Raw genomic sequence first — 16,887 nt, 5'->3', positions numbered from 1 at the left:
CCGTGACCGACATCCCCCTGGTCGACCTGCACGCCTCGCACGCCGAGATCGCCGACGAGGTCCGGGCGGGCTTCGACGCGGTGCTGGCGAGCGGGGCCTACATCAAGGGCCCGGACGTGACCGCATTCGAGCGGGAGTACGCGGCGTTCTCCGGCGTCGGGCACGCGGTGGGGACGGCGAACGGCACCGACGCGCTCGAACTCGCGCTGCGGGCACTGGAGTTGAAGCCGGGCGGCGGGGTGGTGCTGCCCGCGAACACCTTCGTGGCGACCGCCGAGGCGGTGGTCCGGGCCGGGCTGCGGCCCGTCCTGGTGGACGTGGACGAGGAGCACCTCCTGATCGACGTCGAGCAGACCGCCGCCCGGGTGACCGAGGCCGTCGCGCTGATGCCCGTCCACCTGAACGGCCAACTCGCCCCGATGGAGGGCCTGCTGGAGATCGCCGACGGCCTGCCGGTGGTCGAGGACGGCGCCCAGTCGCAGGGCGCCACCCGGCACGGGCGGCCGTCCGGCGCCTGGGGGCGGATCTCGGCCACCAGCTTCTACCCGGGCAAGAACCTCGGCGCGTACGGCGACGCCGGCGCCGTGGTCACCGACGACGCCGAACTCGCCGACGCGGTCCGGCTGATCGGCGACCACGGCTCGGCCCGCAAGTACGTCCACGAGAAGTTCGGCTTCAACTCCCGGATGGACACCCTGCAGGCCGTGGTGCTGCGCGCCAAGCTCCGCCGGCTGCCCGGCTGGAACGAGCTCCGCCGGGCCGCCGCCGAACGCTACGACAAGCTGCTCGGCGGCCTGGACGGCGTCACCGTGCCGCGCACCCTGCCCGGCAACGAGCACGTCTGGCACCTGTACGCGGTCCGGGTCGAGCACGGCCGCGACGGCGTGCTGGCCGCCCTCCGGGAAGCCGGGATCGGCGCCGGCGTGCACTATCCCGTCCCGGTGCACCTGCAGCCCGCGTTCCGGCACCTGGGGCACGCGGAGGGCGCGTTCCCGGTCACCGAGCGGGCCGCCGGGCAACTGCTCACCCTGCCGCTGTTCCCGCAGATCACCGAGGGACAGCAGGCCCGGGTCGCCGAGACGCTGGCCGCCGCGCTGCGCCGGCGCTGACCCGCGGCGGGTGCCCGCCCGGCCGGTGCCCGGCCGGGCGGTCCGACGGGGTGGGCCCGTGCCCCTGAACGCGAACGGCCGTTGCCCTACGCTGGTCCCCGAGGAAATCGGCTTCTGCCAGTGGGGGACCACAGATGACGACAGGTCGGCCCGGCACCGCCGCCGCGCCCAACGCGGCGTACGCGGGCCAGGTGGTGCAGTTCCCGGACCCGGTCCGGGCCCAGCGGCACCCCCAGGGCGTGCGCGTCGACGAGAACGGCTACCCCGACTTCGCGCCGTACGCGGCCGCCGCCGCCGAGGTCGCCGACCCGCCGGAGGGCTTCGGCGTCGACGAACTGCGCCTGACCGACTACGTCTCGGCCAACGCCGCGCTGTACACCGGGGGCCACGAGCTCTGGGCCGACCTGGAGACCGCCGTCGCCACCCCGCCCGGCTGGACCTGGCACCACGCGGTGGGCGGCGCCCCCGCGGGCTGGCGCCGGATGGAACTCGTCCCGGTCGAGGTCAAGGCGCTGCTGCGGCACCACGGCGGCCTGGCCCGCTCCACCGCCGACCACACCCGCCGCGGCACCCGCCCGCTCCAGGACCGCCGCCCCGCGCACTTCGCGCTGGCCAAGGACGGCGGCGACCCGCTCGCCGTCACCGAGGACCTCGTCCAGCGCGCCGAGCAGCGCCTCGGCCACCCGCTGCCCACCGCCTACCGGGACTTCCTGAAGCTCACCGGCGGCCGCGGCCCGGTCGGCGTCGCCCTCGACGTCGACCTCGGCCTGCTGGTCGACCAGCCCTTCCTCACCCTCAGCGAGGAGTACGGCACCCAGGACCTGGTGTACGCCAACAAGTGCCTGCGCGACCACCTCACCAAGGACCACCTCGCCGTCGCCTACCTGCAGGGCGGCCTGCTGACCGTCAAGGTCCGCGGCGAGGGCACCGGCTCGGTCGGCTTCCTGCCCTACGACGACGCCCGCGACGACGGCTCCGAGGAGCCCGTCGAGCAGCGCGTGCAGCGCCTCCTGCTGCCCTGCGGCGACAGCTTCGACGCGTTCCTGCTGCGCCTCGCGGGCAGCCCCGCGGAGCTGGAGACCGTCGCCGAACTCATGGTGGACGGCGGGTTCGCCCGCGCCGTCCCGGTGAACTGACCGAAGGACGAGGGTGGGACGAGACGTGGTGACCACGTACGCGCAGGCGCAGGAGACCGCCGAGGACTGGATCAACGCCGGGGTGCCGCGCTCGCAGCACCGCGAGGTGAAGGTCCGCGAGTTCGACCTCGGCTACGTCTGCTGGGCCGTCGACGGCAGCGAGCACACCGGCGGCCCCGGCACCTCGCCGCGCCTGGTGATCGCCCGCGACAGCGGCGCCAGCACGCTCTGGCCGCCGCTGCCGGTCAACGAGGTGGTCCGGCAGTACGAGGAGCTGTACGGCACCGAGAGCGCCCCCAACCCGGCCGGCGCCGCCAAGCCGGTGCGCGGGGCGGTCGAGGCCACCTCCTTCCTGCTCAGCCCCCCGCAGTGGCTGCAGGAGGCCGGGGCCGCCGCGATCGCCGCCGAGGCCGACCGTCTCGCCGCGCCGCCCGCCGCCGCGCCCGCGCCCGCCGCCGCGCCCGCGCCCGCCGCCGCGCCCGCGCCCGCGCCCGGGCCGCAGCCGCCCGTCCAGCAGGCCGCGCAGGCGCCGGAGCCCGGCGGCGAGGGCCCCAGCTACTTCACCGGCACGTCCGGCGCCGGCCTGCCCGTCCCGCCGCCGGTCGGCGCCCCCGGCTCCGAGGACGCCACGGTGCTCGCCCCGGGCGGCCTCGTGCCGCCGCCCGGCGCGCCCGTGCCGCCCGGGGCCACCCCGCCGTACCCCGCGCCCGGTGCGCCCGCCGCTCCCGGGCCCGCGGTCAACTACGCGGCGACCATGCTCGCCACCGACGGCCCGCCCGGACTGATGGGCCTGCCCGGCGCCCCCGGCCCCGGCGCGCCGCTGCCCGGCGTTCCCGGTGCCCCCGGCGTTCCCGGCCAGCTCGGCCGCGGCGGCCCGGGCGCGCCCCCGCCGCCCCCGCCCAGCGACCTGCTGCCGTCCAGCGGCGGCCCGGCGCAGGTCCAGCTCGGCCGCGGCGGTCCGGGCGCGCCCCCGCCGCCCCCGCCGAACGAACTGCTGCCCTCCTACGCCGGCCCCGCCCAGGGCCCGGGCGGCCGCGGCGGCCCCGGCGTGCCGCCGCCGCCCGCCCCGGCCGGCCTGCGCGCCGAGGGCGCGCCGCCCGCCGCCGCCCCGCCCGCGCCGGAGGCCGCCGCCGTCGCCTACCAGGCCACCCAGCTGGCCCCGGCGATCGAGCTGCCGCCGGGCGCCACCCCGCCGTTCCCGATGCCCGGCGCCCCCGGTCCGCTCCCCGGCGCGTCGGCCCCGCAGGGCGCGCCGCCGTTCCAGGCGCCCCCGCCGCCGCCGTTCCCCGGCGCCCCGCAGCCGGGCGGCTTCCCGCCCGGCGCGCCCGCGCCCGTGGCGCCGCCGCCGGCCGGCCCGCCCACGGTCGGCCCCGGCACCACCGCCGTGGTCAACTACCGGGGCCCGGACGGTTCCGAGCTGAGCATGGTGATGACCTCCGAGCTCGGCACCCCGCACCCCGAGTGGAAGGCGTTCCAGGAGCTGCGCCGCCTCGGCGTACCCGCCGACCAGGTGCTGGAGGTGCACACCGACCTGGAGCTGTGCGACCTGCCCGGCGGCTACTGCGCCCGGATGGTCCGGGCGTCCTGGCCGAACGCCCGGATCAGCCACACCGCCCCGTACGGGCGCGACGCCGCCGCCCGGCAGGCCGGCATGAACGTGCTCAGCGAGCACGTCGAGCAGATGCACCAGCTGGTGTCCGCGCCGCCGCGCCCGCGCACCGTCCGGGTGCCGCTGCCCCCGCCCGGCACCGTCCCGGTGCTGCCGCCCCCGCCGCCGCAGCAGCTCGCGGCGGAGTTCGGCAGCATGTTCGGCCCCTCGATGTTCCGGTTCGAGCAGCGCGCGGTGGCCCGCCAGGGCGTGCCGGAGCCGGTGGCCCAGACGCTGATGTGGATCGGGCTGCCGCGCGAGTTCCCGCCGTTCTTCTGGGCCCAGGCCCAGGAGGGCCGCCCCATCCCGACGCTGGCCGAGCTGGCCGCCGAGCGCGGCCTGCCGCCCGGCCCGGACTTCGGCGGCTACCTGGTCCTCGGCAACGACTACGGCCGCCAGCTGTGCGTCCAGTACGGCACCGCCGCGGTGGTCGCCGTCGACGTCGAGAACCCGGCCGAGCCGCCGCGCTTCGTCAACACCGGCGTCCCCGAGTTCGTCGGCTGCCTGGCGGTGCTGGCCCGGATGTGGCGGCTGCGGCTCGGCCTCAACCCCGAGCAGGCCGGCCGCTGGACCACCGACTTCCAGGCCCAGCTGATGGCCGTCGACCCGGCCGCCGTGCACACCCCCGAGAGCTGGTGGGCGGTCCTGGTCGAACAGCTCTGGGACGGCCTGCTGTAGTGCCCCGTCGCGCGGCCGGTTTCTCCGGCCGCGCGACGACCCCCTGTTTGGTTTGCGTTCGTATCTGCGCAAAATAGGTCAATGGGGCGGTTCGTCCGCCCCACCTGCACCCAGGCAAACCCGGCGGGGCCGCGCAGCCCGCGAGCACGAGGAGAACAGCCGAAATGAGCGACGCCGTGTCCCAGTACGGCTTCACCCCGTCCCGGCGCGGCTACGCGCCCGACCAGGTCGACGCGGCCGTCACCGCCCTCAGCCGCGCACGCGACGAGGCATGGGAGCGGCTCAGCGTCCTCGGCGGGGGCCTGCGCGAGATGGAGAAGCGCCTCGCCGACATCAAGCAGACCGCCGAGGAGGCCCCCGACCCGGACTTCGCCGAACTCAGCGACCAGGCCGCCGTCCTGCTCGGCATCGCCCTCAACGAGGCCGACGCCATCCACGCCAAGGCCAAGCGCGCCGCCGAGGACGCCCGGGACGCCGCCCACGAGGCCGGCGAGGCCGCCGCCAGGGCCGCCAAGGAGCACGCGGCCAAGCTCCGCGAGGAGACCGACCAGTTCGTCCGCCGCACCGACGAGCGCAGCCGTGCCGAGGCCGAGCGGATCCGGTCCGAGGCCGACGCCGAGTGCCGCGCCCTCCTCCACGCCGCGACCGGTCACGCTGCCCGGGTCCGGGTCGCCGCGGCCAACGCCTCCGAGCAGTCCGAGAGCGCCCTCGCCGAGCGCCGCCGCAAGGCCGACGAGGAGTTCGCCGCCGCCGAGGCCGCCGCCGACGCCGCCGTGGCCAAGGTCACCGCCGCGGCCGACGCCCGGGTCAAGGAGGCCGAGCAGCACCGTGAGGCGATGCTCGACGAGGCCCGCCGCCTCGACGCCGAGGCCCAGGCCAAGGCGGACGCGGCGATCGCCGCCGCGAAGGAGAAGGCCGCCCGGATCAAGGCCGCCAGCGACCGCGAGCAGGCCGACTTCACCAAGCGCCTCGACAAGGTCCAGACCCACCTCGACCACATCAAGGGCACCCTCGCCTCCCTCACCGGCGCGGCCGTCGGCGCCATCGAGGACCCGGAGGACGCGGCCGAGGCCGTCGCCGCCAAGAAGGCCGACCTCACCAAGCCGCCGGCCACCGACCAGCCCACCACCGTCCTGGGCCCGGTCAAGCCGAAGGCCGGGCAGGGCGACCCCCGCAAGCCCTACGTCCCGGCCGCCCCCGCCCAGCCCCCGGCCCCGCCCGCCAAGCCCGCGAGCTTCGCCAAGGAACCGCTCCTCCCGAAGCCCGGGGCGGAGCCGGACGCCAAGCCGGAAACCAAGCCGGAAGCCACCGTGGAGGACCGGATCGTCCCCAAGATCGTCATCGTCGACGACGGCATCGACCACGACACCCGCCCGGACCGCAACCGCATCCAGCGCCGGGGCTGAGAACCCCCGGCGGCGCTCTCCCCCTCGCCTACAGGACCTCGACGGTCGCTCCCGTCAGCCGGCGGCGGCAGTCGAGGACGTAGCGGGCGTGGGTGGTGACGGCCTCGTAGTCGAACTCGTCGTGGTCGGCGAGCAGGACGACGGCGTCGGCGGCGGCCAGTTCCTCGGGGGTGGCCTCGACCCGGTGGACGGCGGCGAGCGGGCCGCCCTCGTGGGCGGCGGTGCGCTGGCCGGGCACGTGCGGTTCGGCGACGTGGACGCCGGCCACCACGTGCGGGTCCGCGGCGCGGACCTCCGCGCCCTGGCGGGTGAGCAGGTCGACGACCCGGGCCGCCGGGGTCTCCCGCGCGTCCCCGGTGTTGGCCTTGTACGCCAGGCCCAGGACCAGCACCCGCGAGCCGTTCACGCTGCGGCGGCGCTGGTTGAGCGCCTCGGTGAGGCGGCGCACCACGTAGTCCGGCATGTGGCTGTTGACGTCGTTGGCGAGCTCGACGAACCGGAAGGACTGCCCGAGGGCGCGCTCGACCCGCCAGGACAGGTACGAGGGGTCGATCGGCAGGCAGTGCCCGCCCACGCCGGGGCCCGGGGTGAAGCGCAGGAAGCCGAACGGCTTGGTGGAGGCCGCGTCGATGGCCTCCCAGACGTCGATGCCGAGGTCGTGGGCGAACATCGCGAGCTCGTTGACCAGGGCGATGTTGACGTGCCGGAAGGTGTTCTCCAGCAGCTTGGTCAGCTCGGCCTCCTTGCAGGAGGAGACCGGCACGGTCCGCTCGACCAGCTGCCCGTAGAAGCCGGTGACGGCCTCCAGGCCCTCGGGGGTGGTGCCGGAGACGACCTTCGGGGTGTTCTCCAGCTTCCACACCGGGTTGCCGGGGTCGATCCGCTCGGGGCTGTAGCCGAGGTGGAAGTCGGCGCCCGCCCGCAGCCCCGAGCCGGCCTCCAGCAGCGGGGCGAGCAGTTCCTCGGTGGTGCCCGGGTAGGTGGTGGACTCCAGCACCACCGTCGCGCCGGGCTTCAGGTGCCGGGCCAGCAGCCTCGCGGACGCCTCGATGTAGGAGAGGTCGGGCGCGCCGTCGCGCAGCGGCGTCGGGACGGTGATCACCGCGACGTCGAACCCCGCCACGTCCGCCGGGTCGGCGGAGGGCAGGTACGCCCCGGCGTCGAGCAGCGGACGCAGCCGCTCCCCGGGGATGTCCTCGACGTACGACTCGCCGACCGCGAGCCGCTTGATCCGGCGCTCGTCCACGTCGTACCCGACGACCCGGTGGCCCACCTCGGCGGCGCGGACCGCGAGCGGAAGTCCGACATAGCCCTGACCTGCGATGACGACGCGCATGACGAAGAAACCCCCTGGAAACGACCGGTGTCCCCACACCTTCTTCACACGAGGGTACGGAGCGGCGGCCTCCGTGCGGGCGGCTTCGCCCGAAGTGGTGCGCGAGCGGCGGGAGGGGCCCGGACGCCAGGACGCCGAGAGCCGCGGCGCCCGCCCGGGAGCGGACGCCGCGAGTCCCGGCGTGAGTGGCACGGGCGCCCCCACCCAGGGTCGCCCGGCCTTCGCACTCCCGACCCCCATCGAGGTGCGACCGCGCTTCCACAGCCATCCCCCACGGTTGGATGCGGCCTGCGCTGACATCAATGGTGCGCGGTGACCATGGACGCACAGTGACAGCAATGTGTCGGCCGCATGATCTCTGGACGAGCCCGTACCCCGGAGGGGAACCGGGAGGAGAACGGGGGGAGAAGGAGGGCGGGCCGTCCGCCGAGTCGGCCGTCGCGGGCCGTTGTGGGCGCCGCACCGCGTGCGCGGCGGCGGCGCGGCGTAGGCTGGACACCCCCCGGGGCGCACCGCGTTCCGGGCTGTCGCGCTGCCCGGCCGACTCCTGCGCCGGGCCACTCCCCGTCGTGGAGAAACTGACGTATGAGCCTGTCCGGACTGCTCGATGTCGTCGTACGGGACGCCGCCCTCGCCGAGGCGATCGAGGCGGCGGCCACGGGGCACAGGCAGCACCTCGACCTGGTCGGCCCGCCCGCCGCCCGGCCGTTCGCGATCGCGGCGCTGGCCCGTTCGCTGGCCGCCCGCGCGGGTGAGCGGGGCCGGCCGGTGCTGGCCGTGACCGCCACCGGCCGGGAGGCCGAGGACCTCGCGGCGTCGCTGCGCTCGCTGCTGCCCCCCGACGCGGTCGCCGAGTTCCCGGCCTGGGAGACGCTGCCGCACGAGCGGCTCTCCCCGCGTTCCGACACCGTCGGCCGCCGGCTGGCGGTGCTGCGCCGGATCGTCCACCCCAGGGCCGACGACCCGGCCGCCGGGCCGGTGCAGGTGGTGGTCGCGCCGGTGCGCAGCGTGCTGCAGCCGCAGGTGAAGGGGCTGGCCGAGCTGGAGCCGGTGGCGCTGCGGCGCGGCGAGCAGCACGACTTGGGCGAGATCGCCCGGCGGCTGGCGGCCGCGGCCTACGCCCGGGTCGAACTGGTCGAGAAGCGCGGCGAGTTCGCGGTGCGCGGCGGCATCCTGGACGTCTTCCCGCCGACCGAGGAGCACCCGCTGCGGGTGGAGTTCTGGGGCGACGACGTCGAGGAGATCCGCTACTTCAAGGTCGCCGACCAGCGCTCGCTGGAGATCGCCGAGCACGGCCTGTGGGCGCCGCCCTGCCGGGAGCTGCTGCTGACCGACGCGGTCCGCGCCAAGGCCGCCGCGCTGGCCGCCGACCACCCCGAGCTGGGCGAGATCCTGGACAAGATCGCGCAGGGCATCGCGGTCGAGGGCATGGAGTCGCTGGCCCCGGTGCTGGTGGACGACATGGAGCTGCTGCTCGACGTGCTGCCGACCGGTTCGATCGCCGTGGTGTGCGACCCGGAGCGGGTCCGCACCCGGGCCGCCGACCTGGTCGCCACCAGCCAGGAGTTCCTGGCCGCGTCCTGGGTGGCCGCCGCGGCGGGCGCCGACCGCCCGATCGACCTGGAGGCGATCGACGTCTCGGCCGCCTCGCTGTGGTCGCTGGCGGACGTCCGGGAGCACGCCGCCGGGATCGGCCTGCCGTGGTGGTCGGTCAGCCCGTTCGCCACCAGCGACTCCAGTGTGAGCGACATCCTCGAGTTCGACGCGGACACGCTCACCCTCGGCATGCACGCGGTCGAGGCGTACCGGGGCGACACCGCGCGGGCCATCGCCGACGCCAAGGACCGGCTGGCCGCCGACTGGCGGGTGGTGATGGTGACCGAGGGCCACGGCCCGGCGTCCCGGCTGGCCGAGGTGCTCGGCAACGAGGGCATCGCGGCCCGGCTGGTCGCCGACCTCGCCGAGGCCCCGACCCGGGACGTGGTGTACGTCTCCTGCGGCTCGATCGAGCACGGCTTCGTCGACGAGGAGCTCAAGCTCACCGTCATCACCGAGACCGACCTGTCCGGCCAGAAGTCCTCCACCAAGGACATGCGCCGGATGCCGTCCCGCCGCCGCAACGCGATCGACCCGCTGGCGCTGGCGGCCGGCGACTACGTGGTGCACGAGCAGCACGGCGTCGGCCGGTACGTGGAGATGGTGCAGCGCACCGTGCAGGGCGCCACCCGCGAGTACCTGGTGCTGGAGTACGCGCCCGCCAAGCGCGGCCACCCCGGCGACCGGCTGTTCGTGCCCACCGACCAGCTCGACCAGGTCACCAAGTACGTGGGCGGCGAGGCCCCGACGCTGCACCGCCTGGGCGGCGCGGACTGGGCGAAGACCAAGCAGCGGGCCAAGAAGGCGGTCAAGGAGATCGCCGCCGACCTGATCAAGCTGTACTCGGCCCGGATGGCCGCCCCCGGCCACGCCTTCGGCCCGGACACCCCGTGGCAGCGCGAGCTGGAGGACGCCTTCCCGTACGCGGAGACGCCCGACCAGCTGACCACCATCGCCGAGGTCAAGGCCGACATGGAGAAGTCCGTCCCGATGGACCGGCTGGTCTGCGGCGACGTCGGCTACGGCAAGACCGAGATCGCCGTGAGGGCGGCTTTCAAAGCCGTCCAGGACGGCAAGCAGGTGGCGGTGCTGGTGCCGACCACGCTGCTGGTGCAGCAGCACTTCTCGACCTTCGCCGAGCGGTACGCCAACTTCCCGGTCAACGTGAGGGCGCTGTCCCGGTTCCAGACCGACACCGAGGCGAAGGCCGTGCTGGAGGGCCTGTTCGACGGCTCGGTGGACGTCGTCATCGGCACCCACCGGCTGTTCTCCTCGGAGACCAGGTTCAAGGACCTGGGCCTGGTGATCGTCGACGAGGAGCAGCGCTTCGGCGTCGAGCACAAGGAGCAGCTGAAGAAGCTGCGGGCCAACGTGGACGTGCTGACCATGTCCGCGACCCCGATCCCGCGCACCCTGGAGATGGCGGTCACCGGCATCCGTGAGATGTCCACCATCACCACCCCGCCGGAGGAGCGGCACCCGGTGCTGACCTTCGTCGGCCCGTACGACGAGAAGCAGATCTCCGCCGCGATCCGGCGCGAACTCCTGCGCGAGGGCCAGGTGTTCTACATCCACAACCGGGTCGAGTCGATCGACAAGGCGGCCGCCCGGCTGAAGGACCTGGTGCCGGAGGCCCGGGTGGCGACCGCGCACGGGCAGATGGGGGAGACCCAGCTGGAGAAGGTCGTGGTCGACTTCTGGGAGAAGGAGTTCGACGTCCTGGTCTCCACCACCATCGTCGAGTCCGGCATCGACATCTCCAACGCCAACACCCTGATCGTGGAGCGCGGCGACACCTTCGGCCTCTCCCAGCTGCACCAGCTGCGCGGCCGGGTCGGCCGCGGCCGCGAGCGCGGCTACGCGTACATGCTGTACCCGCCGGAGAAGCCGCTCACCGAGACCGCGCACGAGCGGCTGGCCACCATCGCCCAGCACACCGAGATGGGCGCGGGCATGTACGTGGCGATGAAGGACCTGGAGATCCGCGGCGCCGGCAACCTGCTGGGCGGCGAGCAGTCCGGGCACATCGCGGGCGTCGGCTTCGACCTCTACATGCGGATGGTCGGCGAGGCGGTCGCCGAGTTCCGCGAGTCGCTGGACGGCGGCGGGGAGCCGGAGGAGGAGCCGCTGGAGGTGAAGATCGAGCTGCCGGTGGACGCGCACGTCCCGCACGACTACGCGCCGGGGGAGCGGCTGCGGCTGCAGGCGTACCGCTCGATCGCGGCGGTCAACTCGGAAGCCGACATCGTGCAGGTCCGCGAGGAGCTGACCGACCGCTACGGCAAGCTGCCCGAGCCGGTGGAGAACCTGCTGCTGGTGGCGGGGCTGCGGCTGTTCGCCCGGCGCTGCGGCATCGGCGACATCACGCTGCAGGGCAACTTCGTCCGGTTCGGGCCGGTCGAGCTGCGGGAGTCCCAGCAGCTGCGGCTGAACCGGCTCTACCCGCGCACCCAGGTCAAGTCCGCCGCCCAGCAGCTGCTGGTGCCGCGGCCGGGCAGCGGCGGCCGGATCGGCGGCAAGCCGCTGGTCGGGCGGGAGCTGCTGTCCTGGTGCGCCGAGTTCCTGAGCACCATGTTCGAGGACCTCAAGCGGTAGGACGCCGAGCGGTGGGAGACACCGGGCGACAGGGCGCCGAGCGGGCGCCCGCGCACCCGTCAGCGGGGGCGCCGGAGGGGCGGCAGGCAGGCGCCCCCCGGCGCCCCCGTCCGCGTTCCGGCGCCCGCCCCCGGCGGCGCGGCCCGGCGGCGCCGGTCACGCCAGCTTCCACTGGCCCGACTGCTCGGCGAAGCCGCTGTTCAGGGCGTACTGGACCTTGTCGATCTTGGCGTCGGACGGGATCTCGAAGGTGACGAAGCCGAGGCTGCTCTCCCCGGGGGCGATGTTCACCGAGCCGGGGAACTCCGGGCCGGCCTTGGTCTCCGCGAAGGTGGAGGTGAAGCCCTGGCCCTGGGTGTCGATCAGCTTGGCGCCGGTGACCGGGGTGTCCGTGTAGGCGCCGGAGCCGGTCGCCTTGATCCGGAACTGGACCGAGACGTAGCGCTTGCCCTCGGCGGGCTGGAGGTACTCGTTCGCGCTCTCCGCCGGGTCCACCACCTTCACCAGGGTGACGTCCGCGGTGTCCTTCTTCTCCAGGCCGGTCAGCGCGATGGTGTCGCCGACCTTCGCGACCGCCGGGGCCTTGGCGGCGCCCGACTCCGGCGCGGCGGCCGGGGAGCCGTCGCCGCCGGCCGCGGCGGGCGCGGCGGCGCTGCTCTTGGGGACGGTGGAGACGGTGCCGTCGGTCGGGCCGCAGGCGGTGGCGGCGGTGAGCAGGGCGGTGCCGAGCAGGACGGCGGCGGTGCGGCGGGTGCGGATGCGGACGGACATGGCGGGTTCCCCCCGGGAGGTTCTGCGGTGGCCGGCGGTTCCGGCGACGGCCCTACTGAACCACTCTGCTGTGAACAGTGTCAATTGCTATTCATGAAACGTATCCGTTCACGTGTGAACGTTCGAGGAGGGCGGGGTTGCTATGCTGCGTGGCCACGCCCGCCGCCGCGAAGGAGACCGCAGATGCCGGACCGCCCCGAGGTCACGGCCGCCGAGATCGCCCGGCTGGCCGGCGTCGGCCGGGCCGCGGTCTCCAACTGGCGCCGTCGCCACCCGGACTTCCCGAAGCCCGCCGGCGGCACCGAGACCAGCCCCACCTTCCGCCTCGACCAGGTCGAGCAGTGGCTCCGCGAACAGGGCAAACTCGCCGAACTCCCGCTGCTGGAACGGGTCTGGCGGCAACTGGAGACCCTCCGCGACCCCGCCGGGCCGGCCGCCGCCCCGCTGGTCACGGCCGGCGCCGTCCTCCTGCTGCTGCACCGCGACCCGGCCGCCCGCGCCGACCTCGACCGGCAGCCCGACACCCGGCTCGCCACCGCCCTCCCCAAGGCGCTGCGCCGCACCGCCGCCGCCACCCTCGGCCCGGACGCCCCCGCCGCCCTCGACCTGCCGCTGATCGCCGGAGCCACCCACCTCGACCTGGCCCGCCTGCTGGCCCGCCTCGCCGCCGACACCGCCCCCGACGCCGCGTACGGGCAACTGCTCGCCCGGTACGCCGAGGCCAACCCCCGGCTCCAGCCGCCCCTCCCGGCCGACACCGCCGCCCTGCTCGCCGCACTCGCCCTGCCCGACGACCCGGAGCCCGCCGGTCGCACGCTGCTCGACCCGGCCTGCGGCACCGGCGGCACCCTGCTGGCCGCCCCCGGCACCGAACGCCTCGGCCAGGAGGGCGACCCCGCGCTGGCCGGCGTCGCCCTGCTCCGCCTCGCCCTGGCCGCCCCCGCCGACGCGCCCGGCCCGCTCCCGCTGGACGTCCGCGCCGGCGACGCGCTGCGCGCCGACGCCTTCCCCGGCCGCACCGCCGACGCGGTGGTCTGCCGCCCGCCCTACAACGAACGCGACTGGGGCCACGACCAGCTCCAGTACGACTCGCGCTGGCCCGGCCGGCTCGTCCCGCCGCGCGGCGAGTCCGAACTCGCCTGGGTGCTGCACTGCCTGGCGCACACCCGCCCCGGCGGCACCGCCGTCCTGCTGCTCCCGCCCACCGTGGCCTCCCGCCGGGCCGGCCGCCGGGTCCGCGCCGAACTCGTCCGCACCGGCGCCCTGCGCGCCGTGGCCGCGCTGCCCGCCGGGACCGCCCCGCCGTACGGGGTGCCGCTGCACCTGTGGGTGCTGCGCGGACCGCGGCCCGGCGACGAGTTCCGGCACGTCCTGCTGCTGGACGCCGCCGCCGACGGCGGCACCGGCCGGACCTCGCCGGCCGACGCCGTGCTGGCCGCCTGGCGGGAGTTCGACACCGCCGCCCGCACCGGCGCCCCGCTGCCCGCCGACCGCCCCGGCCGCTCCCGGGCCGTCCCCGCGATCGACCTGCTGGACGACGAGACCGACCTCACCCCCGCCCGCCACCTGCCCGCCGCCCCCGCCGAGGCCGCCCCCGACCTGCTCGCCGGACTCCGCGAACGGCTCACCGCCGAACTCGCCCGGCTCGCCGACCTGGACACCGCGCTGCCGGCCGTCACCGCCGCCGCCACCCCCGCACCGCCGCAGGTCAGCATCGGCGAACTCGCCCGCGCCGGAGCCCTGGAGGTGCACTCCTCCGGCCAGGGCGCCCCCGCCCGGCCCGGCGGCCGCACCCCGCTGCTCACCGACCAGGACCTGCAGGCCGCCGCCCCGCCGAGCGCCGCCACCGACGCCGAGGACACCCTGACCGTCCGACACGGCGACGTGCTGGTCCCGGCCCTGGGCGACGAGGGCGCCCGGGCCGTGCACCCCGGCAGCCCCTACGCCGGAGCCGCCCTCGGCCCCCGGCTGCACCTGCTGCGGCCCGACCCCGACCTGCTCGACCCCGACTTCCTGGCCGGCCAGCTGCGCGCCACCGGCGCCGGCCGGCGGGCCAGCAGCTACGCGTCCACCACCACCCGGCTGGACATCCGCCGGGTCGAACTGCCGCGCGTCCCGGTCGAACGGCAGCGCCGCCTCGGCGCCGCGTTCCGCCGGATCGCCGCCTACGAGAGCGCCCTCGCCGCCGCCGCCGCCGAGGCCCGCACCCTGACCAGGGCGCTCACCGACACCCTCGCCGCCGGGGCCACCGAACCGGCCTGACGGCGCGTCGGCCCGGCAACGGCTCGGCAACGGCCTCCCGGCGGGTCCGCCCGGGCCGGTACCGTGTGCGCAGCACGTCCCGCCGCCGCCGAGGAGCCACCATGCCCGCCCGCGCCGTCCCGTACCGGAAAGGGCTGACGGCGCTGCTCGCCCTGATACCGGTGCTGACCCTCGGACTGCTCGGCACGGTGCCGTCGATGGTGCTGGCCCTCGACCGGCGGCGCCGGGCCGACAAGATCGGCGCGGCGGTGTTCGGCCTGATGCAGGTCGCGCTGTTCGTCTCGATCGGGCTGACCCCGAAGGACGAGCCGATCGACAACCTGACCGGCGGGCTGCTCCTGCTGCCGCTCTTCCTCGCCGCCCCCGTGCACTTCCTGCTGATGAACCGGCGCGAGCAGTGGCCCGCCACCGCGCCGGCCCCCTACCCGTACCCGTACGCCTACCCGCAGGCCGCCCACCCGCAGGCCGCCTACCCGCAACCCGTCCATCCGCAGGCCGCCTACCCGCAGCCCGCCCACCCCGTCGGCTCCTACCCGCCCGCGCAGCCCTACCCGCCCGCCGCCCCGGCCGGGCCCACCGTGCCCGCGGCGCCCGCCGTCCCGACCGGGGTCGCCGAACTGCGCGAACTCGGCGAACTGCTGCGCCGGCAGGCCGGGGACGGGCAGCCGTGACCAGGGTCGTCGGCGAGCGCTACCTGCTCGACGAGAAGATCGGGCACGGCGGGATGGGCCAGGTCTGGGCCGCCCACGACCAGCGGCTGGAACGCCGGGTCGCGGTGAAACTGCTGCGCACCGACGCGCTGCCCCGCCCGGCCGGGCGCGGCGACAGCCAGGCCGACCTGCTGCGCCGCCGCTTCCTGCGCGAGTGCCGGATCGGCGCCGCACTCGACCACCCCGGGCTGGTCACCGTCTACGACGCGGGCACCGACGGCGAGGAGCTGTACCTGGTGATGCAGCGCGTCCCCGGCCTCAGCCTGGCCGACCTGGTCGCCGAGGAGGGCCCGCTGCCCGTCGGCCAGGCCGCCGCCGTCGCCGGACAGCTGTGCGCCGCGCTGGCCGCCGTGCACGGCGCCCAGGTGGTCCACCGCGACCTCAAACCGAGCAACGTGATGATCCGCCCCGACGGCCGGGCGATCCTGCTCGACCTCGGCATCGCCACCGCCCTCGACCCCGGCGCCACCCGGCTGACCCTCACCGGCAGCCCGATCGGAAGCCCCGCCTACATGGCCCCCGAACAGGCCATGGCCGCCCAGGCCGACCGCCGCAGCGACCTGTACGCGCTCGGCTGCATGCTGCACGAGATGCTCGCCGGCGAACCGCCCTTCCCCGCCCCCACCGCGCTCGCCGTGCTGCGCCGCCAGGTCGACGACCCGCCCGTCCCGCTGCGCCGGCTGCGCGCCGAGGTGCCCGCCGCGCTGGAGGCGCTCGTCCTGCGGCTGCTCGCCAAGCGCCCCGAGGAGCGGCCCGCCGACGCCGCCGAGGTGCACGCCGTCCTGCTGCCGATGCTGCCCGCCCCCACCGGCCGGGTCCGCACCCGGCTGCCCGCCGTCCCCGACCCCGGCGACCCCTACCGCTACCCCCACCACCCGCAGCCCGCCCCCGTCCCCGGCGCGTTCCCGGCCCCGCCCGCCGCGCCGCCGCAGCCCGCCCCGCCGCCCGTCCCGGCCCCGCTCGCCGCACCGCCCGGTACCGAGACGCTCGGCGCGGCCTGCGCCCGGCTCTCCGACCTGGTCGAATCCGGACGCCACACCGAGGTGCTCGACCTGTCCGCCCGCCTGCTGCCCCGGGCCGCCGCCGAACAGGGCGAGGACGCGCCGCTGGTGCGCACCGTCCGCGCGATCCGGGCCCGCACCCTGCTCGCCGAACAGCGCTGGTCCGAGGCGCTGCCCGAACTGCGCCGGCTCGCCGCCGGCGCCGCACCCCACGACCCCGCCGCGCTCGACCACCGCCGGCACGCCGCCCGCTGCCTGGACCACCTCGGCCTGGCCGCCGAGGCCCTCGCCGAGTACCGCGCCGTCCTGGCCGCCCTCCCGCCCGACTCCCCGCACGCCGTCGAGGTCCGCGAACGCACCGGCCTGCTGCTCGCCGCCACCGGCCACCCCGAGGCCGGCTGGCACGGCCTGCTCGAACTCCTCCTGGAGACCGAGCGCCGCCACGGCCCGCACCACCCCGACGTCCGCCGGCTGCGTTCCCACCTCGAACGGCTCGGCCGCCACCGCACCACCACCAACCCGTACGCGACGTAGGGCACGTCCGGCGGATCCCGCCGCGCCGCAGGACGACGGGGGTCTGGCCCTCGCGGGCGGCGGTCAATAATGTTCGTCCCAACCACGTACGCAGAGCACCACCGG

10 protein-coding genes are annotated in these 16,887 nt (G+C 76.1%); 8 read left to right on the top strand and 2 right to left on the bottom strand.

Annotation, left to right across the window (positions count from 1 at the left end; genetic code table 11):
- Nucleotides 1-2: 2 nt before the first annotated feature.
- From OO48_RS21520 to OO48_RS21505, 4 genes are all read left to right on the top strand, one after another.
- Nucleotides 3-1,109, top strand: coding sequence for a DegT/DnrJ/EryC1/StrS family aminotransferase (locus OO48_RS21520; RefSeq protein WP_033218762.1), 1,107 nt, complete (start codon nt 3-5; stop codon nt 1,107-1,109).
- Between the two features lie 134 nt (nt 1,110-1,243).
- Nucleotides 1,244-2,245 (top strand): SMI1/KNR4 family protein, encoded by a 1,002-nt coding sequence (locus tag OO48_RS21515; protein ID WP_033218761.1) that lies wholly within the window; start codon nt 1,244-1,246, stop codon nt 2,243-2,245.
- A 13-nt stretch (nt 2,246-2,258) separates the two neighbouring features.
- Nucleotides 2,259-4,571: an SUKH-4 family immunity protein gene (locus OO48_RS21510; protein WP_245194740.1), complete on the top strand. Its 2,313-nt coding sequence runs from the start codon at nt 2,259-2,261 to the stop codon at nt 4,569-4,571.
- A 164-nt stretch (nt 4,572-4,735) separates the two neighbouring features.
- Entirely contained in the window at nt 4,736-5,977 is a 1,242-nt protein-coding gene (locus OO48_RS21505; protein WP_033218760.1) for a hypothetical protein, read from the top strand.
- Nucleotides 5,978-6,005: 28 nt separating this feature from the next.
- Here the strand turns inward: OO48_RS21505 and OO48_RS21500 are convergent, their stop codons facing one another.
- Nucleotides 6,006-7,313: a nucleotide sugar dehydrogenase gene (locus OO48_RS21500; protein ID WP_033218759.1), complete on the bottom strand. Its 1,308-nt coding sequence runs from the start codon at nt 7,311-7,313 to the stop codon at nt 6,006-6,008.
- Nucleotides 7,314-7,898: 585 nt separating this feature from the next.
- Between OO48_RS21500 and mfd the strand changes: the two genes are divergently transcribed.
- Complete coding sequence (gene mfd / locus OO48_RS21495; protein WP_033218757.1) at nt 7,899-11,504, top strand: transcription-repair coupling factor; 3,606 nt, start codon at nt 7,899-7,901, stop codon at nt 11,502-11,504.
- 156 nt (nt 11,505-11,660) lie between these two features.
- Here mfd and OO48_RS21490 read toward each other — a convergent pair whose 3' ends face one another.
- The gene (locus OO48_RS21490) at nt 11,661-12,275 is read right to left on the bottom strand and encodes a DUF4352 domain-containing protein (RefSeq protein WP_033218755.1); all 615 of its coding nucleotides are present in this window, start codon (nt 12,273-12,275) and stop codon (nt 11,661-11,663) included.
- A gap of 183 nt (nt 12,276-12,458) precedes the next feature.
- Here OO48_RS21490 and OO48_RS21485 point away from each other — a divergent pair, with 183 nt between their 5' ends.
- From OO48_RS21485 to OO48_RS21475, 3 genes are all read left to right on the top strand, one after another.
- Entirely contained in the window at nt 12,459-14,537 is a 2,079-nt protein-coding gene (locus OO48_RS21485) for an N-6 DNA methylase (protein WP_033218750.1), read from the top strand.
- 101 nt (nt 14,538-14,638) lie between these two features.
- Nucleotides 14,639-15,208: a hypothetical protein gene (locus tag OO48_RS21480; protein ID WP_033218748.1), complete on the top strand. Its 570-nt coding sequence runs from the start codon at nt 14,639-14,641 to the stop codon at nt 15,206-15,208.
- Nucleotides 15,205-16,782, top strand: a complete 1,578-nt coding sequence (locus OO48_RS21475) for a serine/threonine-protein kinase (RefSeq protein WP_033218747.1) — start codon at nt 15,205-15,207, stop codon at nt 16,780-16,782. The genes OO48_RS21480 and OO48_RS21475 overlap by 4 nt, the downstream gene beginning before the upstream one ends.
- Nucleotides 16,783-16,887: the final 105 nt, after the last annotated feature.

It is taken from the genome of Kitasatospora phosalacinea (assembly GCF_000716545.1).
GTDB lineage: Bacteria > Actinomycetota > Actinomycetes > Streptomycetales > Streptomycetaceae > Kitasatospora > Kitasatospora phosalacinea.
The sequence above is the reverse complement of the archived record's forward strand: the minus strand, read 5'-3'. Positions and strand labels throughout refer to the sequence as shown.

What these genes read in the sequence shown, in the direction of transcription:
- OO48_RS21515 (WP_033218761.1), top strand. Translation starts at nt 1,244, where the DNA reads ATGACGACAGGTCGGCCCGGCACCGCCGCCGCGCCCAACGCGGCGTAC.
- OO48_RS21505 (WP_033218760.1), top strand. Translation starts at nt 4,736, where the DNA reads ATGAGCGACGCCGTGTCCCAGTACGGCTTCACCCCGTCCCGGCGCGGC.
- OO48_RS21500 (WP_033218759.1), bottom strand. Translation starts at nt 7,313, where the DNA reads ATGCGCGTCGTCATCGCAGGTCAGGGCTATGTCGGACTTCCGCTCGCG.
- mfd (WP_033218757.1), top strand. Translation starts at nt 7,899, where the DNA reads ATGAGCCTGTCCGGACTGCTCGATGTCGTCGTACGGGACGCCGCCCTC.
- OO48_RS21490 (WP_033218755.1), bottom strand. Translation starts at nt 12,275, where the DNA reads ATGTCCGTCCGCATCCGCACCCGCCGCACCGCCGCCGTCCTGCTCGGC.
- OO48_RS21485 (WP_033218750.1), top strand. Translation starts at nt 12,459, where the DNA reads ATGCCGGACCGCCCCGAGGTCACGGCCGCCGAGATCGCCCGGCTGGCC.
- OO48_RS21480 (WP_033218748.1), top strand. Translation starts at nt 14,639, where the DNA reads ATGCCCGCCCGCGCCGTCCCGTACCGGAAAGGGCTGACGGCGCTGCTC.